General features: G+C 34.4%; 12 protein-coding genes and 1 pseudogene. 9 read left to right on the forward strand and 4 right to left on the reverse strand.

All coding sequences use genetic code 11. The features are described from left to right. Window positions 1-263: 263 nt before the first annotated feature. The 3 genes from AC1DCD_RS06110 (at window position 264) to AC1DCD_RS06120 (ending at window position 5,049) form a co-directional block, all read left to right on the forward strand. Window positions 264-557 carry a glutaredoxin gene (locus tag AC1DCD_RS06110; protein WP_008446780.1) on the forward strand — a complete coding sequence of 98 codons (294 nt, stop codon included), beginning with the start codon at window positions 264-266 and terminating at the stop codon, window positions 555-557. A 74-nt stretch (window positions 558-631) separates the two neighbouring features. Beyond that, a complete protein-coding gene (locus AC1DCD_RS06115) occupies window positions 632-3,220 on the forward strand; it encodes an endonuclease MutS2 (RefSeq protein WP_464640855.1) in 2,589 nt (862 codons plus the stop codon). Between the two features lie 92 nt (window positions 3,221-3,312). Then, window positions 3,313-5,049, forward strand: a complete 1,737-nt coding sequence (locus AC1DCD_RS06120; RefSeq protein ID WP_464640857.1) for an LTA synthase family protein — start codon at window positions 3,313-3,315, stop codon at window positions 5,047-5,049. Window positions 5,050-5,055: 6 nt separating this feature from the next. On the opposite strand, the gene AC1DCD_RS06125 is transcribed toward AC1DCD_RS06120, so the two are convergent. Continuing rightward, complete coding sequence (locus AC1DCD_RS06125) at window positions 5,056-5,670, reverse strand: DUF4738 domain-containing protein (protein WP_019036368.1); 615 nt, start codon at window positions 5,668-5,670, stop codon at window positions 5,056-5,058. A 338-nt stretch (window positions 5,671-6,008) separates the two neighbouring features. Between AC1DCD_RS06125 and AC1DCD_RS06130 the strand changes: the two genes are divergently transcribed. Then, on the forward strand, window positions 6,009-6,614 hold the full coding sequence (locus AC1DCD_RS06130) for a riboflavin synthase (RefSeq protein ID WP_036855594.1): 606 nt from the start codon (window positions 6,009-6,011) through the stop codon (window positions 6,612-6,614). Window positions 6,615-6,737: 123 nt separating this feature from the next. On the opposite strand, the gene AC1DCD_RS06135 is transcribed toward AC1DCD_RS06130, so the two are convergent. After that, window positions 6,738-8,687, reverse strand: coding sequence for a polysaccharide biosynthesis protein (locus tag AC1DCD_RS06135; protein ID WP_464640860.1), 1,950 nt, complete (start codon window positions 8,685-8,687; stop codon window positions 6,738-6,740). Window positions 8,688-8,847: 160 nt separating this feature from the next. Continuing rightward, window positions 8,848-10,035 carry a toxin-antitoxin system YwqK family antitoxin gene (locus tag AC1DCD_RS06140; protein WP_464640862.1) on the reverse strand — a complete coding sequence of 396 codons (1,188 nt, stop codon included), beginning with the start codon at window positions 10,033-10,035 and terminating at the stop codon, window positions 8,848-8,850. Window positions 10,036-10,178: 143 nt separating this feature from the next. On the opposite strand from AC1DCD_RS06140, the gene AC1DCD_RS06145 reads away from it, so the two are divergent. The 4 genes from AC1DCD_RS06145 to sucD are packed head-to-tail and all read left to right on the forward strand — an operon-like array spanning window position 10,179 to window position 14,216. Continuing rightward, entirely contained in the window at window positions 10,179-11,102 is a 924-nt protein-coding gene (locus AC1DCD_RS06145) for a phosphate acyltransferase (RefSeq protein ID WP_464640864.1), read from the forward strand. Continuing rightward, complete coding sequence (gene buk / locus AC1DCD_RS06150; RefSeq protein ID WP_464640866.1) at window positions 11,092-12,156, forward strand: butyrate kinase; 1,065 nt, start codon at window positions 11,092-11,094, stop codon at window positions 12,154-12,156. Before AC1DCD_RS06145 ends, buk begins: the two co-directional genes overlap by 11 nt. Window positions 12,157-12,192: 36 nt before the next feature. Further along, window positions 12,193-13,326 (forward strand): ADP-forming succinate--CoA ligase subunit beta, encoded by a 1,134-nt coding sequence (gene sucC / locus AC1DCD_RS06155; protein ID WP_464640868.1) that lies wholly within the window; start codon window positions 12,193-12,195, stop codon window positions 13,324-13,326. A gap of 20 nt (window positions 13,327-13,346) precedes the next feature. Next, window positions 13,347-14,216: a succinate--CoA ligase subunit alpha gene (gene sucD, locus AC1DCD_RS06160; RefSeq protein WP_353585631.1), complete on the forward strand. Its 870-nt coding sequence runs from the start codon at window positions 13,347-13,349 to the stop codon at window positions 14,214-14,216. A gap of 122 nt (window positions 14,217-14,338) precedes the next feature. Here the strand turns inward: sucD and AC1DCD_RS06165 are convergent. After that, window positions 14,339-15,583: pseudogene (locus tag AC1DCD_RS06165) on the reverse strand (DUF3945 domain-containing protein); the annotation flags it as partial. Between the two features lie 213 nt (window positions 15,584-15,796). Here AC1DCD_RS06165 and AC1DCD_RS06170 point away from each other — a divergent pair. Continuing rightward, entirely contained in the window at window positions 15,797-17,869 is a 2,073-nt protein-coding gene (locus tag AC1DCD_RS06170) for an outer membrane beta-barrel protein (protein WP_050773468.1), read from the forward strand. Window positions 17,870-17,998: the final 129 nt, after the last annotated feature.

Here is a 17,998-nt window from a genome sequence, read left to right on the forward strand (position 1 = left end):
TTAGCTTTTTAAGGCAAAAAGATTGTATTCAGGATAACAATACAAAGGTAATAAATTGTTTTTATAATTCCAAACAGAGGTGTTTCTTAAAATTATAAAAAATATTTATAAGATAAGATTTTAACATATCATACATACCTTATATGAAATAAGTAGCAAAACAAACTTTTAAGATGTGAAATATTCTTCATATACTTTTATAGATTAAAGTGGAAATTGTAACTTTGTATATTCTAAAGATAAAAAAAGAAGATAAAAAAAATATGATAAAAGTATATAGTATGCCAACATGCCCTGATTGCGAGGCTATAGATAAGCTTGTGGCAGGAAATCCAAAGTTTCAAGTAATTAATATAGGTGAGCATGTGCGTTATCTTAAAGAGTTTCTTAAGTTAAGAGATAGTAGGAAAGAGTTTGATAGATTAAAAAAGATAAACGACGTTTGTATCCCTTGTTTTGTTTTAGAAGATGGTAGTATTACGTTTAATCCAGAAGAAGTGGGTCTTCATGTAGAGAGTAAAGGTGCTTCGTGTAGCTTAAACGGTAGTGGCTGTTAGGTTGTAATGTTATATAATAGCATTAAGATAATTATCTGTTTCTATATATTTATAATATATACTATTCATCTGTTATGATTTATCCTAATAATTTTGAGAACAAGATAGGGTTTCATGAGGTTCGCTTAAAGCTCCGTGCGTGCTGCTTGTCGCCTTTAGGAGAAGAACAAGTAGATGCTATGGAGTTTTCTACAGATGTTGCTATTATTAATAAATGGTTGGCAGAGATACGTGAGTTTAGAAGTATAGAGAAAGGTAATGAGGAATTTCCGCTAAGCTATTTCTTTGATATGCGCCAAAGCGTATCACGTATACGTTTAGAAGGCACTATGATGGAGATAGAAGAGCTGTTTGACCTGAAGCGTTCTTTAGAAACTATCATAGCAATAGTTGCTTTTTTAAGTCGTAGCAATTCTACTGAGGGTGGAGAAGAAAAACACCTTTTTCCAGCACTTTATAATTTAGTAGATGGCATTTCTACATTTCCATTGCTTGTTAAAAGAATAGCACAGATTATAGATAGGTTTGGTAAGATGCGAGACGCGGCATCTCCTGAGCTATTGCGTATTCGTAGAGATTTGGAACAGACAGAGAGAAGTATTTCAGGAGTATTATATAATATATTACGTACATCGCAAGCAGAAGGCTTAGTTGACAAAGATGTTGTCCCTACAATGCGCGATGGTAGGTTAGTAATACCAGTGGCTCCGGCTCTTAAGCGACGGTTATCTGGCATTGTTCATGACGAGAGTGCTACGGGTAAGACCGTCTTTATAGAGCCTGCAGAAGTAGTGGAAGCTAACAACAAAGTGCGTGAATTGAAAAACGAGGAGCGTCGTGAGATAGTGCGTATTTTAAAGGAATTTGCTAATAATGTACGTCCCTATGTTTCAGAAATATTAGATAGTTATAGCCTGTTAGGGCAGATAGATTTTATTCGTGCTAAAGCTCAACTGGCTAATATCTTTAATAGCTATGAGCCTGAAGTAAGCGAGAGTCCTATTATTGATTGGATACATGCTTATCATCCGCTCCTTGAGCAAAGATTGGGTAAAGAGAAGATAGTCCCTCTTGATATTCATCTTACTGATGAGGGGCATTTACTTATAATTTCAGGTCCTAATGCTGGTGGTAAATCGGTGTGTTTGAAAACAGTAGGTCTGATACAATATATGTTGCAATGTGGCTTATCTGTTCCCATAGGTGATAGGTCTAAGGTAGGTGTTTTTCATGATATTATGATAGATATAGGCGATGAGCAGAGTATAGAAAACGATCTTAGTACTTATTCTTCTCATCTAATGAATATGAAGCTGATGATGCGACAATCTTCAGAACGAACACTTATACTTATAGATGAGTTTGGTACAGGCACAGAGCCACAGATAGGTGGTGCTATAGCGGAAGCAGTATTAAAGCAGTTTTGGAAGAAAAAGGTATGGGCAGTTATAACTACTCATTATCAGAATCTTAAGCATTTTGCTAAAGTGCATAAAGGGGTTATGAATGGTGCTATGCTTTATGATCGTCATGAGATGAAGCCTTTGTTTCAGTTGTCAATAGGGCGTCCTGGCTCTTCATTTGCCATAGAGATAGCACGTAAAACGGGTCTTTCAGAGGAAGTAATAAAAGATGCGTCTAAGATAGTTGGTTCCGATTATATTCAAAGCGATAAGTATTTGCAAGATATAGTGCGTGATAAGCGTTATTGGGAAGGTAAACGACAGGAAATACATGCACATGAAAAAGAACTGGAAAAGCGTATAACGCAATATGAAAAGGATATAGCACTATTAGAAAAGAGTAAGAAGGAAATTCTTGACAAAGCTAAGAAGCAAGCCGAAGAGATTATTCGTCAGAGTAATAAACGGATAGAAAACGTTATAAAGGAAATTCGTGAGCAACAAGCAGATAAGAAAGAGACAAAGCGTATCAGAGAGCAATTGGCACAATATGAGGCTAATCTTTTAGAAGAACCTCTTTCAGTAGTAAAGAGCGATAGAAATAACAGAAAAGGAGCCTCTATGGTTAAAGCTCATGGACTACTTACTGATGATGAATTCCAAAAGAAAGCAGACAGTATTAAAAGTCGTAAAGAGCGTCATAAACAACATCTTTTAGAGAAAAATATTAAGCAGAATGTTACTTTAAGTGGGAATAAGGAATCTGTTTTGCGACCTTGTTCAGACGAAGAAATTACTATAGGTAGCACCGTACATATAAAAGGGCTTACCACAGAGGGTAGGGTAGAGACTATTAAAGGTAAGCAGGCAGTGGTTATTTTTGGAGGAATGCGTTCTACGATAGCTATCAATCGCCTCGAAAGAGTTTCGTCTTCTGTTTCTGGTAAAGAACAAAAAGAGTTGCAATCTTATCATTATAGCAAGCTAACGCGCAATACTATTGATGAACATCGTAATAACTTTCGACAGGAGATTGATGTACGGGGAATGAGAACAGATGATGCTATTCTTCGTGTACAGCAGTTTATAGATGATGCTATTCTTGTGGGAGGAGGTCATTTTCGTATTATTCACGGCAAAGGAAATGGTATTTTGCGCATAATGATTCGTAAATATTTACAGACTATTCCTAATGTGTTATCATTCCGTGATGAGCATATACAGTTTGGTGGTACTGGTATCACTGTAGTAGAAATATAAATGTTATAATAAAAAAATAAATATCATTGAAACGTCTTATTTTACATTATATTATTTGGCTTTTTCTTTTTGTGTTGCAAAAACCATGTTTTATGTTATTTAATTATGGTGTTTTTAAAAATTGTAGCATAACTAATTATTTTCAGGTGATGTGGCATGGCATTTCGCTTGATATGTCAATGGCAGGTTATTTTTTATTGTTGCCTTGCTTGCTTTCTGTTTTTTCTGTATGGTTTTCAGGTAAAACAATGCTATGGATATGGCGTATAGTGATAGCTTTTCTTTCATTACTCTTTTCGTTATCTTTTTGTCTTAATCTTGCTCTTTATCCATATTGGAAGTTTCCTCTTGATACTACTCCTTTCTTTTATTTTATATCTTCACCTTCTGATGCCTTTGCAAGTGTTAGTTTGTTGAGAGTTGTTTTAGGTTTTGTTATAGTATTTGTTTTGGCAAGTGGTATATATGTGCTTTTTGTACGTATAATTCCTATTTTTAAGGTAAGAGACAGTTTGCAAAAAGTGGGGCAAATGTTTGTAGTCTTGTTATTTATGGGAGTACTAATAATTCCTATTCGTGGTGGTGTGAAGGTGTCGGTAATGAATATAGGTGAGGCATATTTCAGTACAAATATGAAGCTAAATCATGCGGCTGTAAATCCTCTTTTTAGTTTGATGGAGAGTTATAGTAAGGAAGAAGATTTTGCTTCTCAATATCGTTTTATGGATAAAGAAAAGGCAGATAGTATTTTTAAGACTATGGTAAGTACTGTTAGTAAAAATACCAAACCATTATTAAAATCGAAGAAGTTAGACATTTATATTTTTATTTTAGAGAGCTTCTCTATAAAGATAATGCAAACAGAGGCGACTCCTTGTCTTAATAGATTAAAAAAAGAGGGCATTTTCTTTGATAATTTTTATGCAAATAGTTTTAGAACAGATCGTGGTATAGTGTCTGTTTTGAGTGGTTATCCTGCTCAGCCTACAACAAGTATTATGAAGTTTACAAAGAAAGTAGGTACGCTTCCATCTATATCCAGTGTTCTAAAGCAACAAAAATATCGTTTAAAATATTATTATGGAGGAGATGCTAACTTTACAAATATGCGTTCTTATCTTACAAGTCAGGATTTTGTAAATATTGTTTCGGATGTTGATTTTCCTTTAAAATATCGTCTAAGTAAGTGGGGAGTTCCTGATGGATATGTATTTGATAAGTTAATATCTGATATTAAGCACCGTAATCCTTCTGACGAACAACTTACTTTTCAGGTGTTACAAACGAGTAGCTCGCATGAGCCTTTTGATGTGCCATATCATCATTTGAAAGATAAGGTGCTAAACGCTTTTGCGTATACCGACAATTGTATAGGAAAATTTATAGATTTTTTAAAGAAAAGTGGTCGTTGGAACAAGTCTCTTGTCGTCCTTGTGCCAGATCATCTTGGTTGTTATCCTGAAGATATAAGTAGTTCTACTCTTGAGCGTTACCAGATACCTATGCTCTGGTTAGGAGGATCTATTAAGGAGCCTCAACGTATTAGTGTTTATGGTTCTCAGCAAGATATTGCGGCTACCTTACTTGCACAGTTAGGCTTATCTCATAAGGAGTTTTTGTTCTCTAAGGATTTACTCGACACAGAGAGTCCTCATTTCGCTTTCTTTACTTTCCCTGACCTTTGGGGTATAGCAACATCTACAAGTAAGATTATTTATGATAATACTTCTAATAAGATGATTCTTAAGCGCGGTATAAATATTAGGCATTACAATAATATAGGTAAGGCTTATTTGCAATGTCTTTATGATGATTTGGCAGAAAGATAATTATTTTTACACGCCATCTTCTTCTGTGTCTTTGGCTTTTTCAGTAGCTTTACTATTATTTTTATCCTTCTGTTGATCGCCGTCTGTATCTAATGTTTGTGCTTTTGTCATGGATAGATGTCCTAAGTTATCTATTACGATATCAATAGGAATATATTCATCGCTCGATGGAGCAGGCGAGCCAATGCTGGCTCCGAAGCGTAAAGTTTTAAGATATACACTGTCGAACATAAAACCTAACAAAGCTCCATTTTTACCATATTGCTCATTAGAAAATTGGATAAAATCTTTCTTTGTAAATTCTTTTTGGTAAAACTTTGTACCATCTTCACGCTTTATGTTTATTATAATCTTATTATCGTAATATTTTTTACCGTCTTCATCATAAGCTAAAGGTAATCCTTTATCAGCTTTGCGAATAATGGTAATGATGTATTGCGTACCAAGCCAATCTATCTTTTTAGTATAAGTAAAGCCTTGTAGCTCAATAGGACCTTTTGGTAGTTTAGGTTTTGGAGCTATCTTTGTAATAATGTCATGTGTATGCTTTTCTTTTTTGCAACCTGTAAGCGAAAAGAGTGCTATCCCAAGCACAGTGAGTAAAATATATTTCTGTATCATAAAATTTTATGTTATTGTGAGACAAAAGTACTTAAAAAAAATCAGACTTCATAAAAAAAACATTATCTTTGCACTGTTGAAGGATTAAAATACGGGTCGTATCGATAGATTGGGATAGTCTTCAAATAAATTAGAAAAACCCGAGATGACTTCTTTTGTTAATGGCGGGCCACAAATATCATGAAATGATAAAGTCGTAAGACCAGTGGATTACAAAGGCAAGAAGCTCTCTTATCATTGATACTCGGACTTTTCATCATATCATCGATGCGGCTCTTTTTCCTTTTTACATTTTGTTTTAATTATACTATACATATTTCTAAACAATTTTTTATACTATGTTTTCAGGTATTATAGAAGAAATGGCCACTATAGTTGCCATTAAACATGAAAAAGAAAATATACATCTTACTCTTACTTGTTCTTTTGTTAATGAGTTAGGCATTGATCAAAGCATTTCTCATAATGGTGTATGCCTTACGGTAGTGTGTATTGAAGGAGAGTGCTATACCGTTACAGCAATGAGGGAAACAATAGAACGCTCAAATTTAGGCTTATTAAAAGTAGGAGATAGCGTAAATGTAGAACGTTCAATGATTATGAATGGTAGGCTCGATGGACATATAGTTCAAGGTCATGTTGATGAAACTGCTACGTGTGTTGAAATAAAAGATGCTAATGGTAGTACTTATTATACATTTGAATATCCTTTTAATAAAGCTATGGCTGCGCGTGGTTATTTTACCGTTGATAAAGGTTCTGTAACGGTTAATGGAGTTTCTCTTACTGTATGTCAGCCTACGGATAATACTTTTACTGTAGCTATTATTCCTTATACAAAAGAAAATACTAATTTTAAATATATTAGTGTAGGTACTATTGTAAATATAGAGTTTGACATTTTAGGTAAGTATATAGCTCGATTACAATCTATAATAAAATAAGTGAACGTTTTTATTTGTATTTTATATCATTAATATTATAATATATATAAAAAACGTAGATAAAAATAATTGCCATAAGTAGTGCTTATAAGATATAAGGCTGCTTATGGCAAATTATTTTATTTATGCTTTAATATCAGAAGAGGGAATGTCGAGCGAAGAATAAACACTATTTTTACTAATATATTCTGGTACTATAGCTTTCATCTTTGCTACAATAGCCATATCATCATAAGTATGAGCAATAGAAATTAAATCGTTAATATCTTTCTCAACTTCAGCAAAACTATATTCGCGTACCTTTGCAATACGAATTTTGTTATGGAAACTTGGCAATGTGTTTTCTGTAGAACTTAAAACCTCCTCGTATAGCTTTTCACCAGCGCGTAATCCTGTGTATTCTATTTTTATGTTTTTAGCTCCTGAAAGGTTTATCATTCGTTTTGCCAAATCTGATATTTTAACAGGCTTACCCATATCAAATACAAATATCTCTCCTCCTTTACCATGTACTCCAGCTTCTAATACAAGTTTGCAAGCCTCTGGAATTAACATAAAGAAACGTATAATATTAGGATCTGTAACTGTGACAGGACCGCCTTCTTTTATTTGTTTCTCAAATAATGGAATAACAGAACCATTTGAGCCTAATACATTGCCAAAGCGGGTAGTTACAAATTGAGTAGCACTTTCTTTATCCTTGCTTTTATTAATGTATTGATTAAGACTTTGGCAATAAATTTCACAAATACGCTTAGAGCAGCCCATAACATTAGTAGGATTTACAGCTTTATCAGTAGAAATCATTACAAACTTTTTAACACCATACTTAACACTAAGGTCTGCTATGATTTTTGTTCCACGAACATTATTTAATATGCTTTCAGATGGGTTATCCTCCATCATAGGGACATGTTTGTAGGCTGCTGCATGAAAAAGATAGTGTGGCTTATACTTGGCAAAAATATTATCCATACGCTCTTCGTTAGTAATACTTGTTACTATAGTTTCTGCTGCAATGTCAGGATAATCATTGCGCATCATTAACCGTATATCATGTTGAGGCGTTTCTGCTTGGTCTATTAATATAAGTTTAGCAGGTTTATAAACTGCTATTTGGCGTATCATTTCAGACCCTATGCTACCAGCTGATCCTGTTATAATAATATTTTTGCCATTAAGCAAAGCACCTATAGCGTTCATGTCTACTTGAATTTGGGTACGAGGCAATAAGTCTTCTATGTTGATTTCTTTTAAATCTATATTAGAATAGTCGTCATCAGGAGTCCATATACGTGTGTCTGAACTCATGTAAATCTTTACACCTAAATTCAGAAGAATATCTTGTAGAGCTACATCATTGCGAAACCTATCATTTTGAAGAGGTGAAACAAGTACAGCTTGAATATTAAGTTCTTTAATGATATTAGAAAAGTTTTTATTGTAAATAAAAACTTTTTCTCCCATTAGAACATGACCTTTCATTTTGTCGTCATGAGAAATAAAACCTTTTAAGATGAAACGTCGTGGCCTCTCATCACGAATATTTTTAGCTAACCCTATACCTCCGCTATTCATTCCATAGATAAGTGTACGAATACCATTTTTATTAGAATATATAGTATCATAAAATGATTTTACTAAAACACGAAATAATATCATGCCAATCATAGCAAGTATATACATTACAAATATTTGCTTGCCATTCATTGGATAAAATTCTATACCAGCAAAACGCCAATTATAAATGACATAATGCATAGCTTCAGCAATTATTAAAGATAGTAATATAGCAAAGAAGACTCTACGAATATCTACAAAAGAAGAATATCTTACTATACCAGAATAGGTTTTAAAAGCTCTAATACCTATAAGGACAAATATCATATAAATAATTATAGAGCACGAAATACTTTTGAAATTTGTTAGGCTTATAAAATTGCCGCGGTAAGATAACCAAAAAACTATAAGCCCAGAAAGGTAACATATTATACCATCTATTATAAGTATGACCCAATAAGGCAAGGCATTTGCAGAAAAATACCAATTAAAAATTTTCTTTAAAGCTTTCATTTTTCAAAATAAATTGACTCTATAAAAGTGTGGTAGCATTAATGTAATAACCACATCATAATGATTTTATATGGCAAAGGTACTAAAAAATGAGGATTAAATATTATTCTTTTAATTTAAAAATTGTTTAAACAGCAAATAAACGTTTGTTTGTTTTTTATTATTTTAAGTCCATTTGTATATGATATAATCCAGCATACAGATTACTTTTGTGTATAAAGCTAATAACGATATGGTTTGTTCCGCTGTTTTTATTAATCCTTTTAGGTTCTAATACGAAATTACCATCTAACATTAGATAATTATCTCCCCCTAAAACATGATAGCCTTCCTTTATAGCATCATTAGCAAAACATAGCATTTCTTCTTTTGACCATGTGAATAGGTTTATTCGTTGAATGGTTAGTTGGTTGTTAGTAAACGTTCCATAAAATCCTATTTGCCTTGGATAGTTACCAGTAATTCTATCTACTCCTTTATTTTCATCATAGTCCATGTTATAGTGATATATTAATTCTTTTTGAGAACCAAAACCTTTTATAACTTGAGCTATGTTAAGATTATAACTTAGTGCAATATTATCATATACTTGAAAGCTATTAGTTTGATATTGTGTATTAGAAATGAGGTTATAAAGATATGAGAAAGAAAATGGTTTAGCTTTATTATTATGTGGTATAACGTTTTTATTAACAGAGCGTTGAGGCTCTTTTAAATGAGAAAAGTTATTTTGTTTTGTTGTAATAGATTTGGCTTGTTTCATGATTAAAGGTTCATCAGCTTTATAACGATTACAAAATAAATCAATTTTTGTGGTTTTATTAATGTAAGAATCTTCTCCTCCATTTTTACTATCTATCATTCTACCTTTATACCACTTAGTGGTATTTTCTATATTACCATTTTTATTATAAATAAAGACGTTACCGTTTAACACTCCGTTTTCATAATTAAGTTTCATACTAACCTTGCCAGTAGGATAAAAAGAAACAGCTCTTCCATGTGCAATTCCTTTTTTATATTGCATAATAGATTCTACTCTGCCCGATTTAAAGAATGTACGACAAATACCGTCGAGTATAGTTTTTCTATCATTTATTTTATCAATAGTAATATATTGTTTTTCTGCCTTGAGCTGACCTGTAATGTAATAATCATAAAAAACTTTTTTGCCAGCATCGTTTCTTCCTGTAAGGCGATAGTAAGCTGCTTGTGTAGCATGAGTAACGCCATACCCATTGATGTCATAAAATAAAGCATTTGGTGGTATGTTTAAACTTTTGTGTTGTTGGGCAAAGACAAAAACAACACTTGTTAATATGTAAGCAAAGAGAAATATCTTCTTCATGATCTTTTTTTGTGGAGCAAAAATACATTATGTCTGTGTAAAAAACAAATTTATTAATAATTTTTCTATATCAAAATACGAATTACAAAACTAATTTGTATCTTTGTTTCTGAAAATACTAACTTGCTAATACATAAAATATAATGTTTAATACATCTGAAGAGATTGTTAGTTTTAAAGAACTTATAAACCTACTTCTAAAAAGGAATATAAAAAAGCGCATAGCCATAGTATGGCCTGAAGAAAAGCATACTCAAGAGGCTGTTATATTAGCGGTAAAGAAAGGGTTTATAGATCCTATTCTAATATGTTCTCAATCTGTCGCGAATAAGTTTTCTACAAATAATTTATTTAAATGTTATGTGGAAATCGATCCTATCAAAGCTGCACGAAAGGCAGTTGACTTAGTAAAAATAGGAGAAGCAGAAGCTATTATGAAAGGGTTTGTTTCTACTGATATTTTATTAAAAGCTATTTTAGATAAAGAGAATGGCATCTTGCCTAAAGAAACTGTAATGACACATATAACTGTAGCAGAAATACCAAATTATAAAAGGCTTTTAGTATTTACTGATTCTGCTGTAATTCCATTCCCAACAGATAAACAACGTGAGCAGCAGATTAAATATGTTGTAGAGATATGTCATAAGTTTCAAATTAAAGAGCCTAAGATATCGTTGATTCATTGCTCTGAAAAGGTAGATAAACGTCATTTCCCATATACTGAACACTATGTTATATTAAAGGAAAAATGTCAAAAGGGTGAGTTTGGTAGCTGTATTATAGATGGCCCACTCGATCTAAAGACATCTTGTTCGTTAGAAGCACTACAATATAAACTTATTAAATCACCTATAAATGGTGAGGCAAACGCATTAATTATGCCAAATATAGAAGCGGGTAATATCTTTTATAAGACGATAACACTTTTCTCTAAAGCTGAAACAGCTGCTATTTTGCAAGGTCCGTTAGTACCTATAATACTTACAAGTAGAGGAGATTCGATAACAACTAAGCTTAATAGTTTAGCATTAGCTACTTTAATATCTGATAAGCATGGGATATAAGATTCTTGCAATTAATCCAGGGTCTACATCAACTAAGATTTCTGTATCTAATGATGATAAGTTTATTCTTGTAGAAGATATTGTTCATACACAGGAAGAATTAAAATCTTTTGCGCGAATTAGCGATCAGTTGAATTATCGTAAGGAAGTAATCTTGGAAAAGTTAAAAGAGAAAGGGATACCATTTAAGTTTGATGCTATAATAGGAAGAGGAGGGTTAGCAAAAGCTGTAGAAAGTGGTGTGTATAAAGTTACTACAGAAATGATTAATGCCCAACTTACGGCTTTTCATCAGCATGCTTGTGATTTAGGTTGTGCTATTGCATATGAAATAGGTAAGGAAGTAGGTTGTTGTAATTGTTTTATTGCTGATCCTGGCGTTGTAGACGAAATGCTTCCAGAGGCTCACATATCTGGAACACCACTTATTTCGCGAGTTTGTATCTGGCATGCACTTAATCAGAAAGCCATTGCTCGTCGTTTTGCAAATGACATAGGTAAACGATACGAGGAACTTAACCTTATAGTATGTCATTTAGGTGGTGGTATTTCTATTGCTGCTCACGAGAGAGGTAAGGCGGTAGATGCTAATAATGCATTAAATGGAGAAGGTCCTTTTTCGCCAGAGCGTACAGGTAGTTTGCCAGTAGCAGATCTAATACATTTATGTTATTCTGGGAAATTTACAGAACAGGAGCTAATTACTTATATTTCTAGTAAAGCTGGTCTTACAGCGCATCTTGGAACAAATAATTGTTTAGAAATAGAAAGACGTATAAAATGTGGTGATAAGCATGCAGAGCTGATATTTAAAGCCATGGCTTATCATATTGCTAAAAGTGTGGCTGCTGAGGGAGCTGTACTCTGTGGGAATATAGATGCTGTTATATTTACAGGAGGTATAGCACGTAGCACTTATATGATGGATATATTTAAGAAGCGTTTATCATATCTTGCACCTATATATATATATCCAGGTCAAGATGAAATGCTTGCTTTAACTGAAAATGCAATAGCAGTCCTTAAAGGAAATAGAGATGCAAAAGACTATTAGATTTAGATATACTTTTAACATAAAAAATAAAGGCCTATGAAGGTACATGAATTTCAAGCAAAAAAAATTTTTGCTGATTATGGATTACCAGTTGAAAGGAGTATTTTGTGTAAAACTCCTGATGAAGCTGTAGCTGCTTATAAACAACTATGTGTTAAAAAGGTTGTTGTTAAAGCGCAAGTACATATTGGCGGACGTGGTAAGGCAGGAGGTGTAAAGCTATGTTCAAATGAAAAAGAAGTTAGGGAACATGCTACTGCTATTTTAGGAATGAATATCAAGGGGTATACCGTTGAGAAGATTCTTGTGGGTGAAGCTGTAGATATTTCTGCAGAATATTATACAAGTATATTAGTTGATCGTACAACAAAGTGTCCTATTTTAATGCTTAGTCGTTCTGGAGGCATGGACATAGAACAGGTAGCTAAAGATACACCAGAGAAGATAGCTAAAATTGTTATTGATCCATTGGTTGGTTTGAGTGATTATGTAGCTCGCGAGGCTGCTTTTAAGCTATTTGATAACATGGAACAAGTAAAACAAGCGGTTCCGTTATTTAAAAATTTATATAGGCTCTTTGTAGATAAAGATGCATCATTGGCAGAAATTAATCCACTTGTAAAGTTAAATGATGGTACTTTAAAAGCGATTGATGCTAAAATGACCTTTGATGATAATGCTCTTTTCCGTCATTCTGATGTAGCAGAGCTGTTTGAACCAACAGAAGAAGAGAAAAAAGAGCGTGCTGCTAAGGAAAAAGGATTTAGTTATGTTAATCTTGGTGGTAATATAGGTTGCATGGTTAATGGCGCAGGTCTTGCTATGGCTACAATGGATATGATAAAGCTTTACGGTGGAGAGCCTGCTAACTTCTTAGATATTGGTGGTAGTTCTAATCCAGAAAAGATAGTAGAAGCAATGAAATTATTGCTTAGTGATAAGCATGTGAAGGTAGTCCTTATCAATATTTTTGGTGGTATTACTCGTTGTGATGATGTAGCAAAAGGTTTGTTAGAAGCTTTTAAAATTATTCAAACAGATATTCCTATAGTTATTCGTCTTACTGGTACAAATGAGAAAGAGGGTAGAGCTTTATTAGAAGGTACCCATTTTACAGTAGGTAAAAGTATGGCAGATGCTGGTCATAAAGCAGTAGAGCTTAGTAAGTAACATTAAAAATAATCGAAGCTATGAGTATTTTAATAAATAAGAATACACGATTAATAGTGCAAGGTATAACAGGTAGAGATGGAAGTTTTCATGCTACCAAGATGAAAGAATATGGTACTAATGTTGTAGGTGGAACTTCTCCTGGAAAAGGAGGACAAAAGGTTAATGACATACCTGTTTTTAATACTGTAAAAGAAGCCGTAAAAGCAACAAGAGCGAATACTTCTATAATATTTGTTCCTGCTGCATTTGCTAAAGATGCAATGTTTGAAGCCATCGATGGTGGTATAGAACTTGTTGTTTGTATAACAGAGGGTGTACCTACTTTAGATGCAGTAGCAGCACAGCGTTATGCTAAATTACGTGGAGTTAAGGTTATAGGTCCTAATTGCCCAGGGCTTATTTCTCCAGATGAAAGTATGGTAGGTATTATGCCTGCTAATATTTTTAAGAAGGGGCATACAGGTGTTATTAGTCGTAGTGGTACGCTTACTTACGAGGTAGTTTATAATCTTACTCAGGAAGGTTTAGGATTGTCATCAGCTATTGGTGTAGGTGGCGACCCTGTAGTAGGGCTTTACTTTGAAGATCTTCTTCAGATGTTCCAAGACGACCCTGAAACAGATTCCATTGCGCTTATTGGTGAAATAGGTGGTGATGCAGAAGAACGTGCTGCTAAATTTATTAAAGAACATGTAACAAAGCCTGTTGCAGTCTTTATATCTGGTCAGCAAGCTCCTCCTGGAAAACAAATGGGGCATGCAGGTGCTATTATATCAAGCGGGTCAGGTACGGCTAAAGAAAAAATAGCAGCATTTGAAGCTGTAGGAGTGCCTGTGGCTAAGGAAACTAAAGAGATACCAATATTATTAAAGAAGCAACTAAGATAAGAAAAACTTCTTCTTGGTTTAAAGCCCTAACTTGAAAATGTTAGGGCTTTATTATGGCAGAATGTTAGCTAATTATGGTATGAGACCTCTGCAAGCCTGAAAGGATTTGGACGGATGGGTAGGTCTTCGGCTACGGCTACCACCTTTTCCTTGCCGGTCTCCTGCTTCTTGTCAGGATTCCACTTGTAAAAGCGGGGGCGGTTCTGTTCCTTGTCCATCTTGACGTAGGCATTGAAGGATTGCCCTTCCTTGTCCACCATATTCTTCAGATAGAGCGTGCGACCGCTGTCCAAGGCTTCACGCTGTTTTTCGCTCAGTTCCAAACCGCAGAGTTTATGTGGTGCGCCTTGTTGCTGCGTGTGCTGCTGTCGCTCTTTCAATCCTTGCTTGCCATCGAAGATAAACTCGATGCCTTTCTTCTCGGCATTGACTTGCAGGGTGGCATCAAAGGACTTACCGCTCTTGGCGGTCATTCCTTCCACTTTCACAGCTTTGCCTTCTACAAGGTCTTTATACTGTGCATCGGAAAGCGTAACGCCTTTGATTTCCTTTGGGATAGCCACACGGTCGGCACGAAGGGCGATGAGTTCGTTGGTCTGTGGGTCAATAGAGACATAGGCAGCAAATGGCTCTCTATTCTTGGGCGTAATCTCAATGGTCTTGCCAAGATTGCCCGTTACAAGGAGTTGTTCTTTCTCTTCGGGCGAGAACTTGTGTCCCATATAAGGGAAATCGAGCTGTGGCTCTTTGCGGAGTGGATGAACTGCCAAACCGATGTTGCCATCGCTATCGGTACGAAATGCCAAACGGGCATCGGTGTAGATGGTGGTGTCACCAAAAGGTATGGCAATCGTTATAAGATTGCTCTTCTGCCAGTTGAGCATTTTTGCCAACTCTCCGCTTTGTTCCAACCGCTCACGGGTAAGTCCAAGGCTGTCAAGTTGCTTCCAATCAATCTTCGATTCGTCAATGGCAGTGGCATTCTTCTGCTTGGGCAGAAAGTCCTCAAAGCGCACCTGACTGTCTGCCAACTGCTGCTTGTTCTCTGGCTTCTCTCGATTTTGCAGCATCGAGTGTAGTGATGCCACGCCTTGCTCCACATTGTTAGCCACTACCTTGTAGAGCCCAAACCGAGTTGGCTCGTTGAACTGTTTGAGGAAATTGGTCATGAAGTTTTTCAGCAAGCCGTCCTTGTTGTTGAACTTCAAGAAGGCCGCTTGATGCACATCTTGGGCTTCCGTGGTTTGGAGTTTGCCTTTGTCATCAATACCTGAAACTACTGAGAGCTTTCCTGCTTCATTCTCGCTCTTCACTTCCGTGCGGTCTTCCAATACCAGAACATAGTTGTCATTGTTGTTCGATTCCATAATCATTTGTTATTGAGTGAATAAATTGTTATCAAGCAGCAAAGTTACACGTATAATAGAAGTAAATTTTGATATCGGGACATCACGAGAAAAACAAGGAAATAAAAAGAAAGAAAAAAGTTATATAAAAATTTGGAAGTTTGATTTTAATTATTTACATTTGCGACCAATAACAATAGTATTTGTAACCAAACAACTCAAATCCATGAACCTATGAATATGAAAAAGAGTTCTACATTTTTTATTATGTTACTATTAGCACTGTCTGCACATGCACAAATTGACAATGGCTCATTAATGGTGGACAGCATTATCCGCACATTGCCCGAAGTGATGGTTAAAGGTCAACGCCCAATTGTGAAGACAGATGGGACAAAACTAATCTATAATATCTCTAAGTTAATCGAAAATAAAGGCATTGACAATGCATACGACGCAATTAGGTTGCTACCAGCCGTAAATGATCATAATGGTGTGTTATCCCTCTCAGGCAAGAGCGTGACAGTCATGTTGAATGGGAAAAAATTAACGATAGATGCCGATCAGTTAAACACACTGCTCAAGTCTATCCCTGCCGATCAGATTAAGTCTACAGAAGTAATATATACGGCTCCGGCAAAATACTTGGTGAGAGGGGCTGTCATAAATATTTTACTTAATCATGCTCATAACAATATACAAGGTAATATAATAACTTCATATAATCAAAGCCATTATGCAAAATTTAATGATCAAATAGTATTAAATTACAACAAAGGTAAGTTTTCGGCTAATTTAATCTATAAATTTGATAAAGGCAAGAGATTCTCCAAGGAAAGAGAAGAGGCAATCCATCAATTAAGTGACGGAAATATTTATAACATCAACACAAAATCGTCATTGTTAAGCAAATATACAGAAAACTCAATACGATTTGGCATTGACTATAATTGGAGCGACTATCATTACTTATCTTTTGCCTATAATGGAAGTTTCAAGAGATTAAATGGAGAAAATAACATTTCAGGAAATATAGAGTCAAAAATATTCAACAAGACAGAAAGCACACTGCATAATTTCAGTTTAAGCTATGCCCTGCCTTGCGGTCTAAGCCTTGCCACTGAATATACATATTACAATTTACCATCAAGTCAGTTGTTAAATAGTACCTTGCCTAATCGTATCCTCAACTTTTCAAGTGAAGAAAGACAAAAAATAAATCGTGTGGAGTTTGATGTTGTGAAAAATAACCAATTATCAGAGGCTCTTTCACTAAACTTTGGTGCATATTACACATTGAGTAGAGATCACAGTAATCAATATTACTCCTCCACTGGAAATAATACAGAAAACTTCCCTGTGAATGATTCTTTCCTTGCTAACGAGGATATAGTGAATATTTTTGTGGGCACAGATTACAATATATCTAAAATGTTTACAATAAATTTATCCTTAGCGGCAGAGTATTATCATAATCCAAGTTGGAATAAATGGTGTATGTATCCTTCTGTTATAATGACGTATGCTCCCAAAAGTCCTCATTTTGTTCAATTGGGTTTTAGCAGTCAAAGTGTATTCCCTAATTATTGGGAGGTTAAGAATTTTACCGACTATACTAATGGTGGGTATGATCTCATAGTAGGCAATCCTGCTCTAAAACCTTCAAGAGAATATAACATTAACTTATTGTACCTCTTTCGTAAAAAATACAATCTTAATGTTTGGTATAATTATGTTGACGACTATTTTAAGCAGATTCCTTATCAAATGCCTGATGAGTTAAAAGTAATATATAAAAGCCTAAATTTTAATTATCAACAACAGTTGGGCTTCCAATTATCAGCACCTTTAAATATAGGGACTAAATATTCCTCAAATTTTGACATTATGATAGCTTGGCAAAAAGAAAAATGCACCCAATTTTATGATATACCATTTAATCGTAATAAACTATGGGCGCGATTCAATCTAAGAAATACATTTATTGTTATTCCGAATAAGTTATTTGTCAATTTAAATGGAGTAATACGGACGAAAGCAATACAAGCCATATATGATTTGCCGGCTTCTGGCAGTGTAGATGCAAATGTTGTTTATCAGTTCTGGCAAAAGAAATGTATGTTAAAGATATATTGCAATGATATTTTCGAAACTTCGTCCATTAATCCGGAGATACATTATAGAAACCAAAAATTGAAAATGGATTTTACTGCATTTAGAAATTGGGGTATCACATTTTCCTATAAATTTGGTAGCTTTACCCATAAGGATTATGACGAGGTTGATACTTCACGATTTAAGAAATAAAAGATAAAGTCCACAAATAACCAAAGACTTAAAACTTATGGTTTGGTATTTATAAATAGTCCACCCTTAAAAGCCTAATATTCATCTGATTCATAGTATATTATGCTATAAATTATTTGCAAATATCTG

It is taken from the genome of Prevotella sp. C0209C1 (genome assembly GCF_056583855.1).